General features: G+C 35.7%; 19 protein-coding genes. 9 read left to right on the top strand and 10 right to left on the bottom strand.

Annotation, left to right across the window (positions count from 1 at the left end; all coding sequences use genetic code 11):
- Positions 1-14: 14 nt before the first annotated feature.
- The 6 genes from Q0A18_RS09090 to Q0A18_RS09065 all read left to right on the top strand — a co-directional run bounded on the left by Q0A18_RS09090 (position 15) and on the right by Q0A18_RS09065 (position 7,594).
- Positions 15-917, top strand: a complete 903-nt coding sequence (locus tag Q0A18_RS09090; RefSeq protein ID WP_292009837.1) for a DUF4835 family protein — start codon at positions 15-17, stop codon at positions 915-917.
- Positions 918-1,003: 86 nt separating this feature from the next.
- Complete coding sequence (locus Q0A18_RS09085) at positions 1,004-2,653, top strand: DNA repair protein RecN (protein WP_292009836.1); 1,650 nt, start codon at positions 1,004-1,006, stop codon at positions 2,651-2,653.
- 109 nt (positions 2,654-2,762) lie between these two features.
- Positions 2,763-4,385 (top strand): glycosyltransferase family 39 protein, encoded by a 1,623-nt coding sequence (locus tag Q0A18_RS09080; RefSeq protein WP_292009835.1) that lies wholly within the window; start codon positions 2,763-2,765, stop codon positions 4,383-4,385.
- Between the two features lie 75 nt (positions 4,386-4,460).
- Positions 4,461-5,927: a DUF5687 family protein gene (locus Q0A18_RS09075; protein ID WP_292009834.1), complete on the top strand. Its 1,467-nt coding sequence runs from the start codon at positions 4,461-4,463 to the stop codon at positions 5,925-5,927.
- Positions 5,928-5,932: 5 nt separating this feature from the next.
- Positions 5,933-6,637, top strand: coding sequence for an ABC transporter ATP-binding protein (locus tag Q0A18_RS09070; RefSeq protein WP_292009833.1), 705 nt, complete (start codon positions 5,933-5,935; stop codon positions 6,635-6,637).
- 24 nt (positions 6,638-6,661) lie between these two features.
- Entirely contained in the window at positions 6,662-7,594 is a 933-nt protein-coding gene (locus tag Q0A18_RS09065) for a Dyp-type peroxidase (protein ID WP_292009832.1), read from the top strand.
- Positions 7,595-7,671: 77 nt separating this feature from the next.
- Here Q0A18_RS09065 and Q0A18_RS09060 read toward each other — a convergent pair whose 3' ends face one another.
- Together Q0A18_RS09060 and fumC are read right to left on the bottom strand one after the other, a co-directional pair.
- On the bottom strand, positions 7,672-7,878 hold the full coding sequence (locus tag Q0A18_RS09060; RefSeq protein WP_292009831.1) for a hypothetical protein: 207 nt from the start codon (positions 7,876-7,878) through the stop codon (positions 7,672-7,674).
- 113 nt (positions 7,879-7,991) lie between these two features.
- The gene (fumC, locus tag Q0A18_RS09055; RefSeq protein WP_292009830.1) at positions 7,992-9,386 is read right to left on the bottom strand and encodes a class II fumarate hydratase; all 1,395 of its coding nucleotides are present in this window, start codon (positions 9,384-9,386) and stop codon (positions 7,992-7,994) included.
- A 137-nt stretch (positions 9,387-9,523) separates the two neighbouring features.
- Between fumC and Q0A18_RS09050 the strand changes: the two genes are divergently transcribed.
- Positions 9,524-11,131, top strand: coding sequence for a fumarate hydratase (locus Q0A18_RS09050; protein ID WP_292009829.1), 1,608 nt, complete (start codon positions 9,524-9,526; stop codon positions 11,129-11,131).
- A gap of 92 nt (positions 11,132-11,223) precedes the next feature.
- Complete coding sequence (locus tag Q0A18_RS09045) at positions 11,224-11,505, top strand: hypothetical protein (protein WP_292009828.1); 282 nt, start codon at positions 11,224-11,226, stop codon at positions 11,503-11,505.
- 107 nt (positions 11,506-11,612) lie between these two features.
- Here Q0A18_RS09045 and Q0A18_RS09040 read toward each other — a convergent pair whose 3' ends face one another.
- On the bottom strand, positions 11,613-11,852 hold the full coding sequence (locus Q0A18_RS09040) for an AraC family transcriptional regulator (RefSeq protein WP_292009827.1): 240 nt from the start codon (positions 11,850-11,852) through the stop codon (positions 11,613-11,615).
- A gap of 63 nt (positions 11,853-11,915) precedes the next feature.
- On the opposite strand from Q0A18_RS09040, the gene Q0A18_RS09035 reads away from it, so the two are divergent.
- Positions 11,916-14,753 carry an alpha-amylase family glycosyl hydrolase gene (locus Q0A18_RS09035; protein ID WP_292009826.1) on the top strand — a complete coding sequence of 946 codons (2,838 nt, stop codon included), beginning with the start codon at positions 11,916-11,918 and terminating at the stop codon, positions 14,751-14,753.
- Between the two features lie 16 nt (positions 14,754-14,769).
- Here Q0A18_RS09035 and Q0A18_RS09030 read toward each other — a convergent pair whose 3' ends face one another.
- The 7 genes from Q0A18_RS09030 to Q0A18_RS09000 all read right to left on the bottom strand — a co-directional run bounded on the left by Q0A18_RS09030 (position 14,770) and on the right by Q0A18_RS09000 (position 19,565).
- Positions 14,770-15,927 (bottom strand): hypothetical protein, encoded by a 1,158-nt coding sequence (locus Q0A18_RS09030; protein WP_292009825.1) that lies wholly within the window; start codon positions 15,925-15,927, stop codon positions 14,770-14,772.
- A 3-nt stretch (positions 15,928-15,930) separates the two neighbouring features.
- Positions 15,931-16,740: a hypothetical protein gene (locus Q0A18_RS09025; RefSeq protein WP_292009824.1), complete on the bottom strand. Its 810-nt coding sequence runs from the start codon at positions 16,738-16,740 to the stop codon at positions 15,931-15,933.
- A gap of 67 nt (positions 16,741-16,807) precedes the next feature.
- Entirely contained in the window at positions 16,808-16,987 is a 180-nt protein-coding gene (locus Q0A18_RS09020; protein ID WP_292009823.1) for a hypothetical protein, read from the bottom strand.
- Positions 16,988-17,029: 42 nt separating this feature from the next.
- Entirely contained in the window at positions 17,030-17,203 is a 174-nt protein-coding gene (locus Q0A18_RS09015) for a hypothetical protein (RefSeq protein WP_292009822.1), read from the bottom strand.
- A 27-nt stretch (positions 17,204-17,230) separates the two neighbouring features.
- The gene (locus Q0A18_RS09010) at positions 17,231-18,025 is read right to left on the bottom strand and encodes a hypothetical protein (RefSeq protein ID WP_292009821.1); all 795 of its coding nucleotides are present in this window, start codon (positions 18,023-18,025) and stop codon (positions 17,231-17,233) included.
- A gap of 24 nt (positions 18,026-18,049) precedes the next feature.
- Entirely contained in the window at positions 18,050-18,826 is a 777-nt protein-coding gene (locus Q0A18_RS09005) for a hypothetical protein (protein ID WP_292009820.1), read from the bottom strand.
- Between the two features lie 19 nt (positions 18,827-18,845).
- Positions 18,846-19,565: a hypothetical protein gene (locus tag Q0A18_RS09000; RefSeq protein ID WP_292009819.1), complete on the bottom strand. Its 720-nt coding sequence runs from the start codon at positions 19,563-19,565 to the stop codon at positions 18,846-18,848.
- Positions 19,566-19,740: the final 175 nt, after the last annotated feature.

The following is a 19,740-nucleotide window of genomic DNA, read 5'->3' as shown; positions in this document are numbered from 1 at the left end:
ATTTTTACTCGATAATGAAAAAAATAATAAGCATATTCCTATTGGTTTTTTTATTTAATCTTGGCTGGGGTCAGGAATTACTGGCGACAGTTCAGGTTAACTCTCAACAGATTTCAGGAAGTAACCAGCAGGCTTATAAAGCTCTGGAGAAAAGTCTTAGAGATTTTATTAATAATACAAGCTGGACAGGTAAAAAACTTCAGAATTTTGAGAAGATAAAAGCTAATTTTGCGATTGTTTTAACAGAGAGAAATAGTAATACATACAAAGGAAATATTGTGATTCAGGCAGTGCGCCCTGTTTATAATACGACGTACGAATCTCCGCTTATTAATCTTCAGGATACTAAATTTGCTTTTGAATATGTAGAGAATGAAAATCTTATATTCAATGAAAGACAATTTTCAGGTAAAAACCTGATTGATGTAGTAAGCTTTTACGTATATCTGATACTGGGATATGATGCAGATAGTTTCCAGTCGATGGGAGGGTCACCTTGGTTTGCAAAGGCCCAACAGATTGCTCAGAATAGCCAGAACAGAGGGTATGAAGGATGGAATCTGATCAATGAGCCCCGCAGCCGAGCTATTTTAATAGGTGAAATTATTAATCCTAATATGGCCCAGCTAAGGACTACTTTGTATACTTATCACAGATCGGGTTTGGATAACTTATTCAATCAGGACCAGACAACCGCTAAGAAAGTTATTTTTGATGCGCTCATGAGACTGAAAATGTACGAAAACTCCTTCCAGCAAAATTATTTTTTCAACTTGTTTATGGACAATAAGAGTGATGAGATCTTCAATATTTTCAATTCAGGAAATAATGGAGGAGTCGTTCTTAATGACCTGAAGCAGCTGATGATAACTTTTGCACCAAAGTATACAGATTCTAAGTGGAATAAATGGAAATAGCACTCTTATATTATAATTACGCTTCCCTTGAATACTGAAATCTAAAACTCTATATTTGCATTACTTAAAGTAATTGCTATTGATCCATGCTTTCGAGAATCTTTATTAAAAATTTCGCATTAATTGATACCCTGGATGTTTCATTACATAATGGTCTTCAGGTAATTACCGGTGAGACTGGTGCAGGTAAATCTATTATTTTAGGAGCCCTGCGACTTATTCTAGGTGAAAGGGCTGATCTGAAATCCATATCCAATGCGGAGGAAAAAAGTGTGGTGGAAACGGAGTTTGCATTAAATAACCGTTTTAAAAAGTTCTTTATTGAAAATGATCTGGATTATGAACATCAGACAATTATCAGACGAGAGATTCTCCCATCAGGAAAATCAAGGGCATTTATCAATGATGTTCCCGTAACATTAGATATTCTTAAAGAACTTTCTTCTCAATTGATCGATATCCATTCTCAATTTGAAACTTCCAATCTTTTTACTTCGGAATACCAGTTTAAAATTATTGATGGGCTCTCAGAAAATAAAACTTTAATAGAAGATTATCAGCATGAGTTTTCTGAATTTCAAAGTTTGAAACTTCAGCTTAAAAAGTTGCAGAACCAGTTGAACGATTCAAAGCAAGAAAGTGATTATAAGCAATTCCTGCTAAGTGAACTGGAAGAAATAGAGCTGGATGATATAGACTATGAAGATATGCTGGGACAGCTTTCCATTCAGGAAAATGCAGAAATGATCTCCGAGAATCTCAGTCAGATTTTATCACGTTTTCAGCAGGAAGAAATTGGTATATTATCCTTCTTTAATGAAGCCAAAGCTAAATTATCTAAAATAGCCGATGTTTCCGTAAGTTTTTCAGCACTGGATCAAAGGTTGGAAGAAACTTTTGTAGAGTTAAAGGATATCATTGCCGAACTGGAAAATGAATCTGAAAAAATTGAAGTCAATCCGGAACACTTGGCTTTATTATCAGAACTTAATAATAAACTCAATACATTATTTCTCAAACATAATGTTTCTGACGTCAATGAGCTGAAAGAAATCAGAGATCAATTATCTGGTGAACAAAAAGGAGCTGAAGAACTGGAATTTGCTATTGCAGAAATAGAACATAATATTGTAAATAAGGAAAAAGAGCTTCAGGAACTTGCCGGAAAACTTTCCCAAAACCGAAAAGAAAGTATTCCTGTATTTGTACAAAAAGCTGAAGGGCTCTTAAAGAAGCTTGGGCTGGAAAAAGCAAAAGTGGATATAGAACTAAAGGATGCTCCGGAATTTGATTCTTTTGGTAAAGAAAATATTCAGTTATTATTCCAGGCGAACTCTGGATTCCCTTTGAAACCGATTCAGACGGCTATTTCTGGAGGGGAAAGGTCAAGGGTGATGTTGGCTGTAAAGAAAATTATTGCAGAAAGCGATGAGCTCCCTACACTGATTCTGGATGAAATTGATGCCGGAGTTTCAGGAAAGGTCGCAGAAGAAATTGGAAACCTTATGCGGGAAATGTCTGAGGATATGCAGTTGATCGTGATCTCTCACCTGGCACAGGTAGCTGCAAAAGGAAATAATAATTATAAAGTGGTGAAGGAAGATATTTCAGGAAAAACCCAATCCACTATTATTACTCTTAATGATGAAGAGAAGCTCAATGAGATCGCTCAGCTTCTTTCGGGAAGCAAAATCACTGATGCTGCTTTGGCACAAGCCAGAGAACTTATAGGTTAGGAGCCGCTTATTTCAATTTTGAAACATAAATGTAAAGAATAGTTAAAGATTTTTAAAGGTCTTAAGGTTAAAGCTGTACCTAATTTTAGGGTGTCAAAATAAGAGCCTTATGCAAAAAAGCCTTCTGTCCTCTTCCCAGATTACCATTCTTTATCTCCTGTTTGCATTGGTCTATATTTCCGGTCTTTTTATCCCGCTTATGGAGAATGACTCTGCACAGCATGCCTCCATGGCGATGAGAATGACCCTAAGTGATAATTTTTTAGAACTGTATAAAGGAGATAGCCCTTATCTGGATAAGCCCCATCTTCACTTTTGGCTAGCTGCTCTTTTCATGAAAATATTTGGAATCAATGATATTGCTTATAGAATTCCTGCCTTTTTATGTATTATATTGGCGGCTTATTCCACTAAAAAATTAGCTGACCTGCTCTATGAGAATGAAAATCTCAGCTATCTGGCTTCGTTGATATTTCTGTCGTCACAGACGATCATCCTTTCCGCACATGATGTGAGGACGGATGCTGTATTAACGGGTTTTATCATATTCTCTATCTGGCAACTGATTTCTTTTATCAAAAATGGTAAAGCACTCGCAGCATTGCTGTCAGGGTTTGGAATAGCGATGGCTTTTTCTTCCAAGGGAATGATGGCGGTGGTGATTATAGGGCTTTGTATTTTCTCTTATCTCATTTATTCAAAAGAGTGGAAACAATTCTTTAATAAAAAACTCTTGTTAGTTATGCTGGCTTTTATAATAGGAGTAGTTCCGATACTTTATTCCTATTATTATCAGTTCGGGAAAGAGGGAATAGGTTTTATTCTTTTTAATCAAAGTTATAATCGTATGACTGCCGAAGGATTTGAGAAAACCAATTCAGATTACTTTTTCTTTTTCCATTCATTACTATGGCTGTTTCTTCCCTTTTCTATCCTATTTTATAGTGGGATTTTTGAAAAGACTATTTTTTTATTCCGAAAATCCTTTAAAAGTAATATTACACCCGAGTTTCTTACGATTGGAGGATTTTGGATTACTATTCTTCTGTTTTCTTGGTCTAAATTTAAGCTGCCTCATTATATGAATGGTATTATTCCTATACTGTCTATATTTACAGCATATTACCTTTTTAATTTGCTGGATAATGAAAAGAGAAAGACGATCAGATTACTTTATGTGGTTCAGGTAGTTTTTGTGTTTTTATCTCTTACAGGAATTATCTTACTCACTTTTTTCTTCACAAAGGTCCCGAATCTACCTATGTTTATTTGTACTCTTATCCTTACAGGTGTTTTACTCTTTTTTGTTTTCAGGAAAGACAGCCTTTTTCATAAATATGTAGTGGTGTCATTTATGTTTGCCATTTGTGTGAATATGTATCTTAATTCTCAATTCTATCCTATACTTACTCAATATCAGGGAAGTCTGAAACTGGCCCGCTTCGTAAATAACCATCATATCAATCTTCAAAAAATTAGAGTTCCCAAAGGATATGGAACATGGGCTTTTGATTTTTATGCTCATAACAACTTCCAGCGTGTAGACCTTGATAAAGTAAAATCCGGGGATTACCTGATTTTAAATGAAGAGGATATGAAGAATATCAAGAAGAAATTTATTTTAATTAAGAAAGAAGATAATTACAGAATTACAAAACTCTCACTTAAATTCCTGAACCCTGATACGCGAAGTAAACAATTGGGGGAATACTATATGGTACAGATCCTATAAATGGATGCAATCATAATAAGTTAAGAAACTCTGTAACATATTTTATATTATATTTACTAATGCAAAAAAGTAAGTATGTTTTTTAAACTTTTGCGGTTAGAAATTAAAAGTTTCTTTCGGGGGACCTCTGTAGGGATTAATCTTGTTATGAAGATATTCCGGATTCTTGGAGTTTTGTATTTCGTGGCGTGCCTTATTGGGGGTGCATTTGGTGCTTTCTATTATATTCAGGAAGAAATGCATGAAGATCCATTAAAGGTGGTATCCAGATTTTTGGTTGTATTATGGGGGATGGATCTTATTTTTAAATATATTGTCCAGCAGATGCCTACTCAGAATATCAAGCCTTTTCTTACACTTAATATTTCTAAAAAAACACTTGTTAATTATGCATTGGCTAAAACTTTCCTGTCACCCTTAAGTTGGCTTAATTCTTTCTTTTTTATAAGTTTTTCCTTAATTACGATATTCAACGGATATAGTTTTTTAGAAATTACAAGCTGGCTGATAGGAGTTTCATGTTTGTTTTATCTTAATAATTTCATCAATATTCTTTTTAATAATAAAGAAAAGGTGGTATTTGCTGCAGGAGCCTTGATTGCCGTGTTGGCAGGTCTTACCTATTATAATATAATTCCACTTCTATCCTATTCAGAAGTATTTTTCTATGGGCTTTATGCATACCCTTATATAGCTTTACTTCCCTTACTTCTGTTTATTCTGCTTTGGGGAATATGCTTCTGGTATTTGCGCAAAGAATTTTATCTGGATCAGGGTTTAGAAGCTAAAAAGGCAGTAGGTAAAACGGAAAATATTGTTTTTCTTAATAAGTACGGAGCGTTGGGTTCTTTTATCAATAATGATATTAAAATGTTGAAACGTAATAAAGTAGCCAAAGGAATCATTTTAGGAAGCCTTATGTTTGTTTTTTACGGATTGCTCATGTTTACATCGCCTATTTATAAGACACCTTATATGATGATGTTCATGGGATTGTTTGTGACAGGTGGTTTCCAGTTCCTGTTCGGTCAGAGGGTGCCCTCTTTCGACAGTTCCTATTATCCTTTAATGATGACCCTAAATGTTCCCTATAAAGAATATATTAAGGCCAAATGGTGGCTTATGAATATCGTTACTTCCTTTTCCATTGTGCTTGCCTTATTCTATGCTATTCTCGGATGGGATATTTACTTGACCTTCTTTGCAGCGGGGCTGTACAATATCGGGGTTAATTCACAATTCACGCTTTGGACCGGGGCTTTCAATAAAAACCAAATTGATCTTAATTCCAAAGAGAAGGTGATGGGACAGAAAAACAGTTTTAATATCAAGTCTTTATTATTACTTATTCCTAAACTACTTTTACCAATGGCTGTTTTCGGAGTATCTCAATATTTTGGAGGAATGACAGCAGGTGTAATAAGCATTGCGATTCTTGGGCTGATCGGATTTCTGTTCAGGGAAAAAATATTTGATATCATAATAAGACATTATAAAAGAGAAAAATATAGTACTATAGAAGCTTTTAAGGCTAAAAATTAATAAGAATGATAACGATAAATAATTTATCCAAAACATACGGGACAGCTACGGTTCTTAAAATTGATGACCTTGCTATTTCAGAAGGGGAAACCTTTGGCTTGGTAGGAAATAACGGTGCCGGCAAAACCACATTGTTCAGTCTGATGCTGGACCTTATTCAGCCTACGACAGGATTTGTAGGAATCGACGATATCAAGGTAAATGAGTCCGAATTATGGAAAAGTAAAGTTTCAGCTTTTATAGATGATACCTTTCTGATCGGGTACCTTACTCCTGAGGAATATTTTTATTTTATCGGAGAATTGAGAGGGCAAAATAAAAACTCTGTAGATCAGTTTCTGATTCCATTTCAGGACTTTTTCAATGGGGAAATTTTGAAATCAGGGAAATACATCAGGGATCTATCCAAAGGAAATCAGAAAAAAGTAGGAATAGTAGGAGCTATTATAGGGAATCCTGAGATCATTATTTTAGATGAGCCTTTTGCTAACCTTGACCCTTCTACACAGATAAAATTAAAAAACTTAATTAAAGAACTCTCTAAGCAGGATGGAGTGACCTTCCTTATCTCAAGCCACGACTTATCACATACTACTGAAGTTTGTAACAGAATTGTGGTGGTAAACAAAGGCCAGGTGGTAAGAGACATCCGAACCAATCCGGAAACATTGAGAGATTTGGAACAATATTTTGCTGACCAAGTACAGTAATTTTTATTATTAAATGCAAATGAAATGAGTGATTCACAAAATGTCACGGATTATCCGAATGCCAATACTATTTTCATGGTATGGAAGCTTAATGATAATCCTCAGTTGAAAGAAAACTTCCAGAGACTGTGTGCTTTGGTCCTGAATTTAAATAATTCTGTTTTAAATAGATTTCCTGATAGCAGGGCAAGCTGTATAATGGGTATCGGCTATGAAGCATGGAAAATGCTGGACCTTCCCACCCCAATGCCTAAAGAACTTTCTAATTTTGAGGCAATTAAAGGGGATAAACATATAGCTGTTTCTACCCCCGGAGATTTACATTTTCACATAAGGGCAGATAATAAAAGTATTTGCTTTGATATGGCGATAGAAATATCCAATATTTTAAACCCTGTAGCACAAAGCATATTGGAGGTTCATGGATTCAAATATTGGGATGCCCGGTCTATTTTAGGCTTTGTGGACGGAACGGAAAACCCGCATGGAGAAGACAGGGATTACTTCGGTAAAATAGGAGATGAAGATGCAGAATATAAAGGAGGAAGCTATTTGTTTACCCAAAAATATATTCATGATATGAAAGCCTGGAAAAACCTCTCTACGGAAGAACAGGAGAAAGTGATAGGTAGGTCAAAAGAAAATGATATTGAAATGGCTGATGAGGTAAAGCCTTCCAACTCTCATATTGCTTTAGCTAATATTGAAGGGGAAAATGGAGAAGAATTAAAGATCATCAGGGATAATATGCCATTCGGGAATCCTTCCACTAATGAATTCGGGACTTATTTTATTGCCTATGCAAGTACATTCAGTACGGTTCAGAAGATGCTGGTCAACATGTTTATAGGAAACCCTCCCGGCAATTATGATAGGATTCTGGATTTCAGTACAGCTGTTACTGGAACATTGTTTTTTGTTCCGACAAGGGACATGCTGGATAGTTTTTCAGGATAATAAAACCTGTTTTAAAACAAAAAGATCGGAGAATTTTCTCCGACCTTTTCCTCTTCTTTTTCCTTTTTATTTAATCATTAATTAATTCCGGAGTCACACATTTCTACAGGTATCAGGCATAAAGTTGAGTTGCAGGGATTTCCTTCAGGAACCTGAATACAACATCCATGATAGCCGTTCCATGTGATATGATATAAATTGTTAGGGCAAGTATGTCCTCCCATCACGGTTTTCAGGCTTTCCCGGTTCAATTTTTCAGCTTTTTTTAAACGATTTTCAGGCATGATATTTTGTTTTGAGGATATAAGTTTTTGCCTTACTAAAATATGAAAAAAATATTTTAAATATATATATTTTTTAATTTATATCATTGACAGTTAGTTTTTTATAGCATTTTTTATTTTAAACTTCCTACCATGTCTTCCGGCTTTACCCACTCATCAAATTGTTCCGCAGTTAGTAATCCAAGATTGACAGCTTCTTCTTTCAGGGTTGTTCCGTTTTTATGGGCTGTTTTTGCAATCTTGGCAGCATTTTCATATCCGATATGTGTATTCAAAGCAGTTACCAGCATCAGAGACTTGTCTACCAATTCTTTAATTCTTTCATAATTAGGCTCAATACCTACAGCACAGTGATCATTAAATGAAATACATGCATCAGCAATAAGCTGAGCGGATTGTAAAAAGTTGAAGGCCATAACAGGTTTAAATACATTAAGCTCATAATTCCCCTGAGTGCCGGCAAAAGAAATCGTAGTGTCATTTCCTAATACCTGGGCACAAACCATGGTCATAGCCTCATTCTGCGTAGGATTAACTTTTCCCGGCATAATAGAAGATCCGGGTTCATTTTCAGGAATGTGAATTTCACCGATTCCGGAGCGGGGGCCTGAAGCTAACAATCTGATATCTTGTGCTATCTTGAATAAAGAAACAGCTAACTGCTTTAATGCACCATGAGACTCTACGATTGCATCATGAGCTGCGAGCGCCTCAAATTTATTTTCTGCCGTGATAAAAGGGTGATTAGTAAATTTTGCAATATATTCTGCCACTTTTACATCATATCCTTTCGGAGTATTAAGACCTGTCCCTACAGCTGTACCTCCCAGAGCAAGTTCTGATAGATGAGGAAGTGTATTTTTTAAAGCTCTCAAGCCGAATTCCAGCTGAGCTGCATATCCGGAGAATTCCTGCCCCAGTGTTAAAGGAGTAGCATCCATTAAATGGGTTCTTCCGATTTTTACAACGTCTTTAAAAGCTTTTGCTTTTTCAGACAGGGTATTTTTAAGTTTTTCTACCGCAGGAATCGTAGTTTCCACCACTTTTGTGTAAGCTGCGATGTGCATTGCGGTAGGGTAAGTGTCATTAGAAGACTGGGATTTGTTAACGTCATCATTAGGATGAATTTCTGATTTTTCACCCAGATTCCCTCCATTATTCACGTGAGCCCTGTTAGAGATCACCTCATTGACATTCATGTTGGATTGTGTTCCAGATCCTGTTTGCCATATCACTAAAGGAAACTGGTCATTCAGTTTTCCTTCAAGGATTTCTTCACAAACTTTGGAAATCATATCCCTTTTTTCAGTAGGTAAAACACCTAATTCGGCATTGGCATAAGCTGCTGCTTTTTTTAAATAAGCAAATGCTTCAATAATTTCGTGAGGCATGGAACCCTCCGGTCCGATTTTGAAGTTGTTTCTGGAACGCTCAGTCTGTGCACCCCAAAACTTATCAGCAGGAACCTGCACTTCTCCCATCGTGTCTTTTTCTATTCTGTAATTCATAGAGGTTTAAATTTTTATAAAATTAAGGATTACATGGATATTTTACAATTTATAATGATTATAAATATCTATTAAGAAGTAGGATTCCACTGATCTTTTCTTATGCATGTTCTATTTTTGTAATAAAGAAAAGTAGAATGGAATTTAGATATCAGGATCCGTATCCGATTCAGAAAGATGATACGGAATATAAAAAATTGACCTCAGATTATGTGAGAGTTGAAAAACTGGGGGACAGAGAAATTTTGATAGTTGATCCTAAAGGCCTGGAATTACTTGCTGAAGAAGCAATGGCTGATGTTTCTTTTATGCTTAGGTCTTCCCATCTTGAAAGTCTGAAAAGAATTATTGATGATCCTGAAGCTACTGATAATGATAGATTTGTAGCTTATAACCTTTTACAGAATGCTGCTGTGGCTGCTGATGGAGCTCTTCCTTCCTGTCAGGATACAGGAACGTCTATTGTGATGGGAAAAAAAGGAGAAAATGTTTATACTGGAGTGGATGACGGAGAATATCTGAGTAAAGGAATTTATAATACCTATCAGAAAAGAAATCTGAGATACTCTCAGGTTGTTCCATTAACCATGTTTGATGAGAAGAACTCAGGCTCAAACCTACCGGCTCAAATAGATCTGTATACTAAACAGGGAAGTTCTTATGAATTTCTGTTTCTTACAAAAGGTGGGGGCTCTGCCAACAAAACGTTCCTGTATCAGAAAACGAAATCTTTACTTAATGAGAAGTCTCTTGAAGAATTTATTAAAGAGAAAATTTCAGATCTTGGAACAGCAGCATGTCCGCCTTATCATTTGGCGTTGGTTATCGGAGGAACTTCGGCAGAAGCTAATCTTGCAGCTGTAAAGAAGGCTTCCGCTAAATATTATGATAATTTGCCTACTTCAGGAAATGAAGCCGGCCAGGCTTTCAGAGATCTGGAATGGGAAGCCAAAGTTCAGAAAATATGTCAGGAAAGCGCTATTGGAGCTCAGTTTGGTGGGAAATATCTTACTCATGATGTAAGAGTAATCAGACTTCCCCGTCATGCGGCATCGTGCCCTGTAGGAATGGGAGTGTCCTGTTCTGCGGATAGAAATATCAAAGGAAAAATTACTAAAGACGGTATTTTTCTGGAACAGTTAGAAACCAACCCTAAGAGGTTCTTACCGGAAACTCCACCACATCTTGAAGAAGCTGTTGAGATCAATCTGAACAGACCTATGTCGGAAGTGCTGGCTGAACTTTCTCAATACCCGATTAAAACAAGATTAAAACTTAACGGAACCTTAATTGTAGCAAGGGATATTGCCCATGCAAAAATTAAAGAACTGATTGATAGCGGAAAACCAATGCCGGATTATTTTAAAAATCATCCTGTTTACTATGCTGGACCTGCAAAAACTCCGGAAGGAATGGCTTCGGGAAGCTTTGGTCCAACTACGGCAGGAAGAATGGACGTTTATGTAGATGAGTTCCAAAGCCACGGAGGAAGTATGATTATGCTTGCAAAAGGAAACAGAAGCAAAAATGTAACTGATGCATGTAAAAAACATGGAGGTTTTTACTTAGGTTCGATCGGAGGTCCGGCTGCAATTTTAGCAAAAGATAATATTTTGTCTGTAGAAGTTGTGGATTTCCCGGAGTTGGGAATGGAGGCCGTAAGAAAAATTGAAGTAAAGGATTTTCCTGCATTTATCATTACAGATGATAAAGGGAATGACTTTTTCGCAGATCTGGCTCACTAATTAGTTTAAAATTAAAATAAATAATAAAAAATAGGGACTATATCTTTTGTCAAAAAGGAAAAAAGTCTTAATTTTGCTTAAAATCTTAGAAAATGATGTTATCAGCATTTTGGCCGTTTTATCAGTTCCTTTGGACTATCTACTTTTTTGTAATGTTTTTAGTAGGGTTCTGGTGTATTTTTATGTTTTTCGGTTTGGTAATACCAATGTGGTTAACTGAAGGATTAATGGAGTACTTTGGAAAAGGGAAATCTTTTGATCCTGAAGAAATTAGAAGGAAAAACGTATTTGAGCAGGAAGGTGTAGAAGTAATCTACAATCAGCCAAAAGGACACGGTCCATTCTTACATCATGATGATCATGGACATCATTAATTAATTTGGATGTCATTACTTTTTCTCCTGAATTCTGAAAAAGTAATATTCAAGCAAAACAACATATATAGCTACCTTTTTTAAGGTAGCTTTTTTTTATTCGTTCCTCAGGGCTTCCGGTGATACTCCGGACTTTTTCTTAAATGCCTTGTGAAATTTTGAACATATTCATATCCGCATTCTATAGCTATTTCTTTAATCATGATATCCTTATTGATGATCAGTTTTTTAGTCCTGAGCATCCTGAGTTCTGATATATGATCTGTAATGGTAGAGTAGAAATGAGCTTTGAATACTGCTCTTATTTTATGATGATATTTTACATAAATAACTAAATTATAGTTCATATATGTGATAAATCTTGAAAAATAAATTATTTTAGCTAAAATATTAATAAACTTATACCTGATATGGAAAAAATTTACTCTGGAATTTTAGTTTTTCTGGCGACCCTTTTATTTGGACAGATCAACTACACCATTAATCCCAATCCATTCAATGAAACAGATCAGATTACCTTAACTATTCCCGGTGATCAGATAGATGAAAATGCATGGGGAATTACTAATAATGCTGTTTATGTATGGTCATGGTCACTTGACTCCAATTATGGGAATAGTATGGATTGCCCCTCCAATGGAAGCTGGAATGATTCCAATGATCAGAATAAACTTACGTATAACTCAGGAACGGATTCTTATTCCATTACCTTTACGCCCTCTGTATTTTTTAACAGAACCGGAATGGGAAGATTTGGCTTTTTACTGAAAGATAAAAACGGAAGTCATCAGACTTCTGATGTATTTGTCAATGTCGGCATATTGAGTGTAACACTGACCAGTCCTTTAGCGAATAGTTTAACATCAGTATCTCAAGGAAATACAATATCTATTACAGCAGCTACGAATGTTAATGCCACTTTTCAGTTGAAAGCTAATGGAACAGTTGTTAACTCTACTTTAGTGCCATCAACATCTTATGCGTATTCTTATACAGTCAGTGCAGACGCTAATATGGAATTAATTGCTACAGATACCAATTCAAATTCAAAAAATTCAACATTCATCTTACAGATTCCAAGAACTGTTATTTCCGAATCTGTTCCCGGCTGGATAAGACAGGGAATTAATTATCATCCGACTGATAATACAAAAGTAGGATTAGCTTTATATGCTCCTTTTAAGGACTTTATTCATGTGATTGGTAGTTTTAACAACTGGACTGTTGATGACTCATATTTAATGAAAAGGGATACAGCAAATCCCGATTTATATTGGATTGAACTAAGTGGATTAACACCGGCACAATTGTATACATTTCAGTATAGGACTAATGATCTGAGAAAAGTAGCGGACCCTTTTTCACCTCAGATTTTATCTTCTTATGATGACCAATGGATCTCAGCTTCTACTTATCCGAATTTACCGGCCTTTCCTGCCGGTCAGGATTTTGAAGTTTCAATGTTCCGGACAGGACAATCTCCTTATAGCTGGCAGGTTGCCAATTTTCAAAGACCAGATAAAGAAAACCTGGTAGTTTATGAATTATTATTAAGGGACTTTACACAGGAGAAAAACTGGCAATCCCTGATTGATAAAATTTTATATTTAAAAAACTTAAATATCAATGCGGTTGAGCTCCTTCCTATCATGGAGTTTGAAGGAAATTTATCGTGGGGTTACAATACCTCATTTCATTATGCTATAGACAAAGCGTACGGAACTCCTGAAAAATTTAAAGAATTTGTAGATGTTTGTCATCAGAATGGAATTGCAGTTATTTTGGATATTGCATTTAATCATGCAACTGGAAGATCCCCTTTAGCCAGGCTTTGGAATATTGATCCGGACTATGACGGATATGGAGATGTGGCCCCAAATAATCCTTACTTCAATCAGGTTCCCAAACATTCATATAATGTATTTAATGATTTTAACCATACCAGTACAGCTACCCAATATTATGTAGAAAGGACATTGGAACACTGGCTGACAGAATATAAGATAGATGGTTTTCGATGGGATTTGACTAAAGGATTTACCCAGAACTGTACGGAAACAGATGAAACCTGTACTAATACTTATCAACAGGATAGAGTAGATATCCTCAAATATTATGCAGATAAGCAATGGACAATTGATCCCACTTCCTATATGATTTTTGAACATTTAGGAACTGATGCTGAAGAGCAGCAGTGGGCTAATTATAAAATAGCAGAAGGAAAAGGTGTAATGTTGTGGAATAAGCAGACCGACCCCTATAATCAAAATACTATGGGGTATAAAGAAAATAGCAGTTATGACAGAATGGATCATGAACTTCATGGTTTTACCAATATGCATGCGGTAGGTTATGGAGAAAGTCATGATGAAGAAAGGCTTATGTTTAAAAATCTTGCTTATGGAGCTGTGAATGGGACTTATGATGTGAAAAACCTTAATACAGCTTTGGATAGAATGAAAACCTTCGGTGCAACTTTCTTTACAATACCGGGACCTAAAATGATATGGCAGTTCGGAGAACTGGGATATGAATTCAGTATTAATCGATGTGCAGACGGTTCTGTTAACAGTGGATGCAGAACAGATGAAAAGCCGGTAGCATTTACTTTAGGATATGATACGGATATCAATAGAAAATCAATATATGACACCTGGGCGCAGATCATTAATATCAGAAATACATATCCTGTATTCCGGTCTAAGACATATACCGTAGAATCTAATAATCTTACTAATGACCCGAACGGTTTGATTACCAGAATCTATGTTTATGATGATTCGATTACAAACGGAGTGAAGAATATTGTCGTGATTGCCAATTATGATACCTCTACTCAAAATGTAATTCCTTACTTTCCTTATACGGGGCAATGGAAAAACCTAATGGACAATACAATTTCCAATATTACATCTGCTACGGCACCTATTACTTTGGCTCCCGGAGAATTTAAGATTTTTGGAAATTATACAGGAAGTTTATCTGTAGTAGACGAAAATACAGAAAATAAATTTTCACTTCAGATTGCAGAAAATCCGGTGAAAAATGGAACGGCAAAATTCATTTATCATAAAGTGAACAATGGAAAAATCACTATATACAATATGGGAGGAAGACAAATTGATTCCTTTACATTGAAGGATAAAGAAGGAGCTTACGAAAAGAGAATAAATTATCCATCGGGAACCTATTGGGTTCACTTAAAATCGGATAATGGAATTGCCATTCAGAAAATGATCATCAAATAAATAACCAGAGACTGCTTTAAGCAGTCTCTTTTTTTTGTGAAAACCTACTGAAAAGATTTTTGATTTGAGTGAATAAAAGCAGATAAAAAACTGATGTCACGATAAAATGATCTGGTAATGAGATATGACTGAACTGTAAGGTGAAAATCAGTTTAAGGATATCCAATACGGTTATTGGAAAATAAAGAATATCTTTCCAATGGAACAGTACCTGATAGACAATAAAATAGGTGAGTATCAAAGTGTTGAAAAGTCCGTATATCAAAAGGAAGATTTTTTTCTCTCTTTTTTCCCGCAGCCATTGCAGAGGATGTTTGATAAACAGCTTTACTTCTTTTCCGGATTTTCCTAATAAATTGGAAGTAGAGGAGATATCTGATAATAACCAGTATCCATCGGATCTGATAAAAGGAAAAATCTGTATAATACAGTAAACAGCAGTAAAATAAGTAAGAAAAAGTGCAGTTTCATTTTGGGTGAACCAATAAGCGACATAGAAACACAGCATACACCATAATTGCATATAAATTCCTGCCAGATTGGTAATGATCCTTTCTTCCTTGCTGCCGTGCCATATGGCGGAAATATTGGAATACAGAACAGGAAATAAAAAATAAATTCCAAAGCCGATTTCACCATTTTGTCGGGTATATTTTTTACAGGCTGCAATATGTCCCAGCTCATGAAAAAAAATACTTAGGGTATAAAAAACAAAAATCCATAGTGGAGAAATGTTTTTATAAGGGACAGGAGTAGCAATGATAGTGAAGATTCCTGATATAAATAAAACTGGAAAAATAATCCAGAATACTTTCTTATTAAAAAGGAATAGTATACAATTTGCCAATTGGCTGGCTATAGAAGGGCTTAACAGTGTTCTCTGAAATTTAATAAAACTTTTCGTTTTCTTGACCTCCAATGAAGAGCTATTGAAAATAGGAATTTCGGCAAAAATATTTTCTATGAAACGAATAAATTCATTTTCATTAAGGTTTATATTTTGAAAGTCAGAGTTAAAAATATGAGTAGCCTCCTGGTAATTTTTTGACACAGATAAGATTTCAATCAGTTTTTTAGCATCTGTATTGATGGTAAAATAATCTCCGGAAATTTCTAATATTGATTGTTCCGCAGAATAAGGAGAAATGATATAATCGGTTCGGATTAAAGACATAGTTTAAGAGGTAACGAGATTTTCTATCAGTTTTATATTTTCATCCATTTGAGATAATACTTCATCCAGCCAAGATGCTATTTTTTGAAAATTACATTTCTGAGCTTTATTTCTGGCAATCATAAAGTTTTCTCTGCTGTAATGTGCTAGTTCTGAAGCAATTCCGGAAACATACAAAACCCTTTCTTCAAACCGATCCAGATTGCTGGTGTTGGATAAATTATTTTTAATAATAAAATCATGTACTTGTGAATGAGCATAGGTCCATTGTTTATTGACCAGATCAGTTTGGAAGTCTTCAATATCATCATTCATCTGGATTGCTTTAAACAGTGAGGTGTGAATGTCCACTAGATTGTCTGCAGATTCTTTAGAGGTAAAGAGAAAGTCCATACCTAATATTGGAATATAAGCAAGACAGTGCTTGTTGACCGCGTATTCTTCAAAATTTTGAAGTGTGAATAATGTTTGCTGTCTGGAGTCAAACTTTTCTTTCAAAAGACCTGAATAATACTGAAGCTGGTGGTCATCAAGAATTTTCCAGAATAAATGATCGTCCGGAAAGATCTTTGAAAGTCCTTTTACGGACTTCATGTGACTTTTTATTGCTAAATAGGGAGTGTTTGTATTATTCTCATACATTTGTGGATAATTATAATCATTGTCAATGATTTTATCCATTTCCAAAGTGAAAAAACAAAAATGCTCTACGGAAGAATTGAATTCTTTAAGTAATGTTTCATTGTCAATAACGAAATTTTCCTTTAAAAAATCAGTTTGATTCCTGAAAAAATATTGTGATGGTTTATTCATAGCTAATAGATAATTCTTCAAGATGAAAAGTACCCGAGATCATTACCCGGGTACTTTTTAGATAATATTAGAGGTTTCTTAATCCTCCACCTCCGGTTCCTGGATCAGTCCCTGGATTGGTATTGCAATCTGGCGGAGTTGGTTTAGGGTGACATCCTGGCTTAGGGTTGCAATAAAAAGTAAACTCTTTACGTTCTTCAAGTTTCTCGATTGAGAATTGGGCTAATTTTTCGTTTAAATTTTTCATATTGTTAATTGTATTAAGTTAAAAAAGATTTAAAGGGATGAATTAATTTATTACACCGCCACCATTTCCTGGGTCAGTTCCCTGATTGTTATTACCATCTGGCGGAGTTGGTTTAGGGTGACATCCTGGCTTAGGATTGCAATAGAAAGTAAACTCTTTACGTTCTTCAAGTTTCTCGATTGAGAATTGGGCTAATTTTTCATTCAGATTTTTCATAATATAAGTGTATTGTGTTAAAAAAAATTATAATGGTTTTGCTAGTATGTTCAATTTATCATTACTTCCTCCACCCCATATTACACGGAAGTTTTCGGCTGGGGAATTGTTTCCTGCTATCCCTGCTCCTCTTAATGCAACTGTATAAGTTCCGGGAGGAAGAAGTACTTCCGAAGTCGGGCATAGTGTGAAAGAACGGTTCAAAGAAGCAGACCTTCTGTTTGAATAAGTAATACCGTCACTCATATAGCTGGAATTAACTACAATATTACTGGAGGCAGGAGCTGCAGTAAATAATATAACCGCAGCAATAGATCTGGCTTTTCCATCTGTAATAACATCTCCTGTAGAACTTTGTATTTCTGCGGAAAGGCTGGAGGATATATAAACCATTGATCTGTGCTGGAGGGTGAAAGTAGTACTCAATAAATCACCTGTAACCTGATAGGTTTCATTAGCAGTTACATTTAATGTGGTGCTGGTTGTAATAGCATCGCTACCCGGAAGAGTATAAGTTCCGAAAATTTCTATTCCCTTCTTTACGGAAAGGTCTCCATTGCTGTTGACATATAATGGATTGGTTGTATTACTGCTGGTAAAAACAGTTGGATTGTTGCTCATATTGAGACCGTCTATTCTTATTGTGGGAGTAACTAATGTGATATTGGTATCCCCGATCTGGGTGCTGGAGACAGAGACAGGTCCGCTAACATGCAGTGGGGCTTTCGGGTTTTCCGTCATGATTCCCATATATTGCTGTGAGAAAATAGGGGAACTCATTAGAATACCTAGAAAGTATATTATTTTTATTGTGTTTTTCACGATGAATAATTTTGACGTTGAAATTTATTGTACAGGATATGCAATGATACTGACGGTGTCTGTGCCGCCTCCATAAACTAGCCTTAAAGGTGTTTGTGTAGATTCTGTTCCTGCAAAAAGGTTAATGTCTAATGTGTAATTACCTTTTGGGAGGTATAAAGTATCATCGGATACCGTATAAAATAGACCAGATGCTGCTGTGGTATCGACTATATTGCTGTAAGCCCGTATTGATTCCCCGAAAAATGAATTTTGTGCAGTGGAAATTCCTGAAGGTGCCTGGGAAAATCTGAACCTGGTGCCCCATGTTCTATTGGAGCCATCTGTGATTGGAGTGCCATCAGAGGCTTTCAGAAACTGAAAACTTGTAACGGTATTAAATTTAACAATACTGGGAGAGGTAAGGCTAAAGTTGAAAGATCTGATAGTGAGGTTTGTACTGGTTGCCGGGGAGGTTTGGTTGATTGTTACAGCAGATGGAATATAGTCTTGTTCGGGATTAGAAGAATTAATAGGATCAATAAAGAGTAATGATTTGGCTGGTAGATGGGAAAGAACCACATCTCCCTGATCGGTTACCGACACAGGTCGTAATTTGTCTTGTATGGACTGATTGGCATTATTCAATCCATCAATTCTGATGGTTGGGTTTACAACATCTATAGAAGTTCCGCTAATGTTAGCTGAAGAAGTTGTTCCCGAAACATGAAGAGCTTTCTGAGGGGAAGTTGTGGAAATTCCCACTTGCGCGCACAGGCTATTGGCGCCAAGCACCAGAGTGCTTAGAAGTAAATTTTTCATATTTATGATTGGTGGTGGTTTAGTAGCTTAAGGGGGTGATGCTTATAGCCATTTGTTGTGAGGTTTGGTTGAGACTATTGACGGCAAAATTCAGCTTATTGTCCTGAGAATAGCCATATAACGCGATGGTGTAACTACCCTTTGGAAGGGAAAGGTCTTTTCTGGGTTCAATATAAAATACGCCATCCAATTGAGCCTCTTCGGTATTGGTGGAATGAGAAATAATAGTTTGTCCGAATGAAGTGTTGGAAAGGACACTGGAAGGAGCTGAAGAAAATTTGTAATAACTTCCAAATAATCTTGCCTGCCCGTCTTTCAGATCTGCTTCTGTTGAAATATGGTCTGTAATGGACATGCCTACTCTTGCTTCAATATGTACTATGGACGGATATTCTAGTATAAATGACTGAGTGGTAACTAGTTGTTCTGTTCCGCCTGATACTGAGGTATTTGGAAGTGGAGTAATTAAATAGGACTTGTTAACCTGATCATTTCTGGCAATCACAAAAGATCCGTTCGAGTCTGAAAAGACTCTTTTTGAGGAACTGGCATCTTCATGAGCTGGATTGTTCTGGCTATTTAAACCTTCAATTCTCATAGTGGCTTGTGAAGTTCCTGTACCTGTGCCGGAGATGTGCAAAGCTTGTTGGGGATCCCGAGTGTTAATTCCCACCTGGGAATAACAGGATGTAGACATTATAGCAAAGACTGCTATAGTCAGGATTTTTTTTCTGTTCATTATGTGATGGTTTGGTGTTGGTGTAAATGTTTTAATAAATACTTTGCAAATATATATAATTTTTAAATACTCACAAATTAGTGAGTATTTTTTTTATTTTACTGCTAAAGTTGAATGATTTTTGTTGTATTTTAATTTTTTAGTGTATATTTATGTAAATATTTAATTTAGTATC

It is taken from the genome of Chryseobacterium sp. (assembly GCF_022712095.1).
In the GTDB taxonomy this organism is placed as follows: domain Bacteria; phylum Bacteroidota; class Bacteroidia; order Flavobacteriales; family Weeksellaceae; genus Chryseobacterium.
Note: the sequence above shows the minus strand (reverse complement) of the source record. Positions and strands in the feature narration are given on the sequence as shown.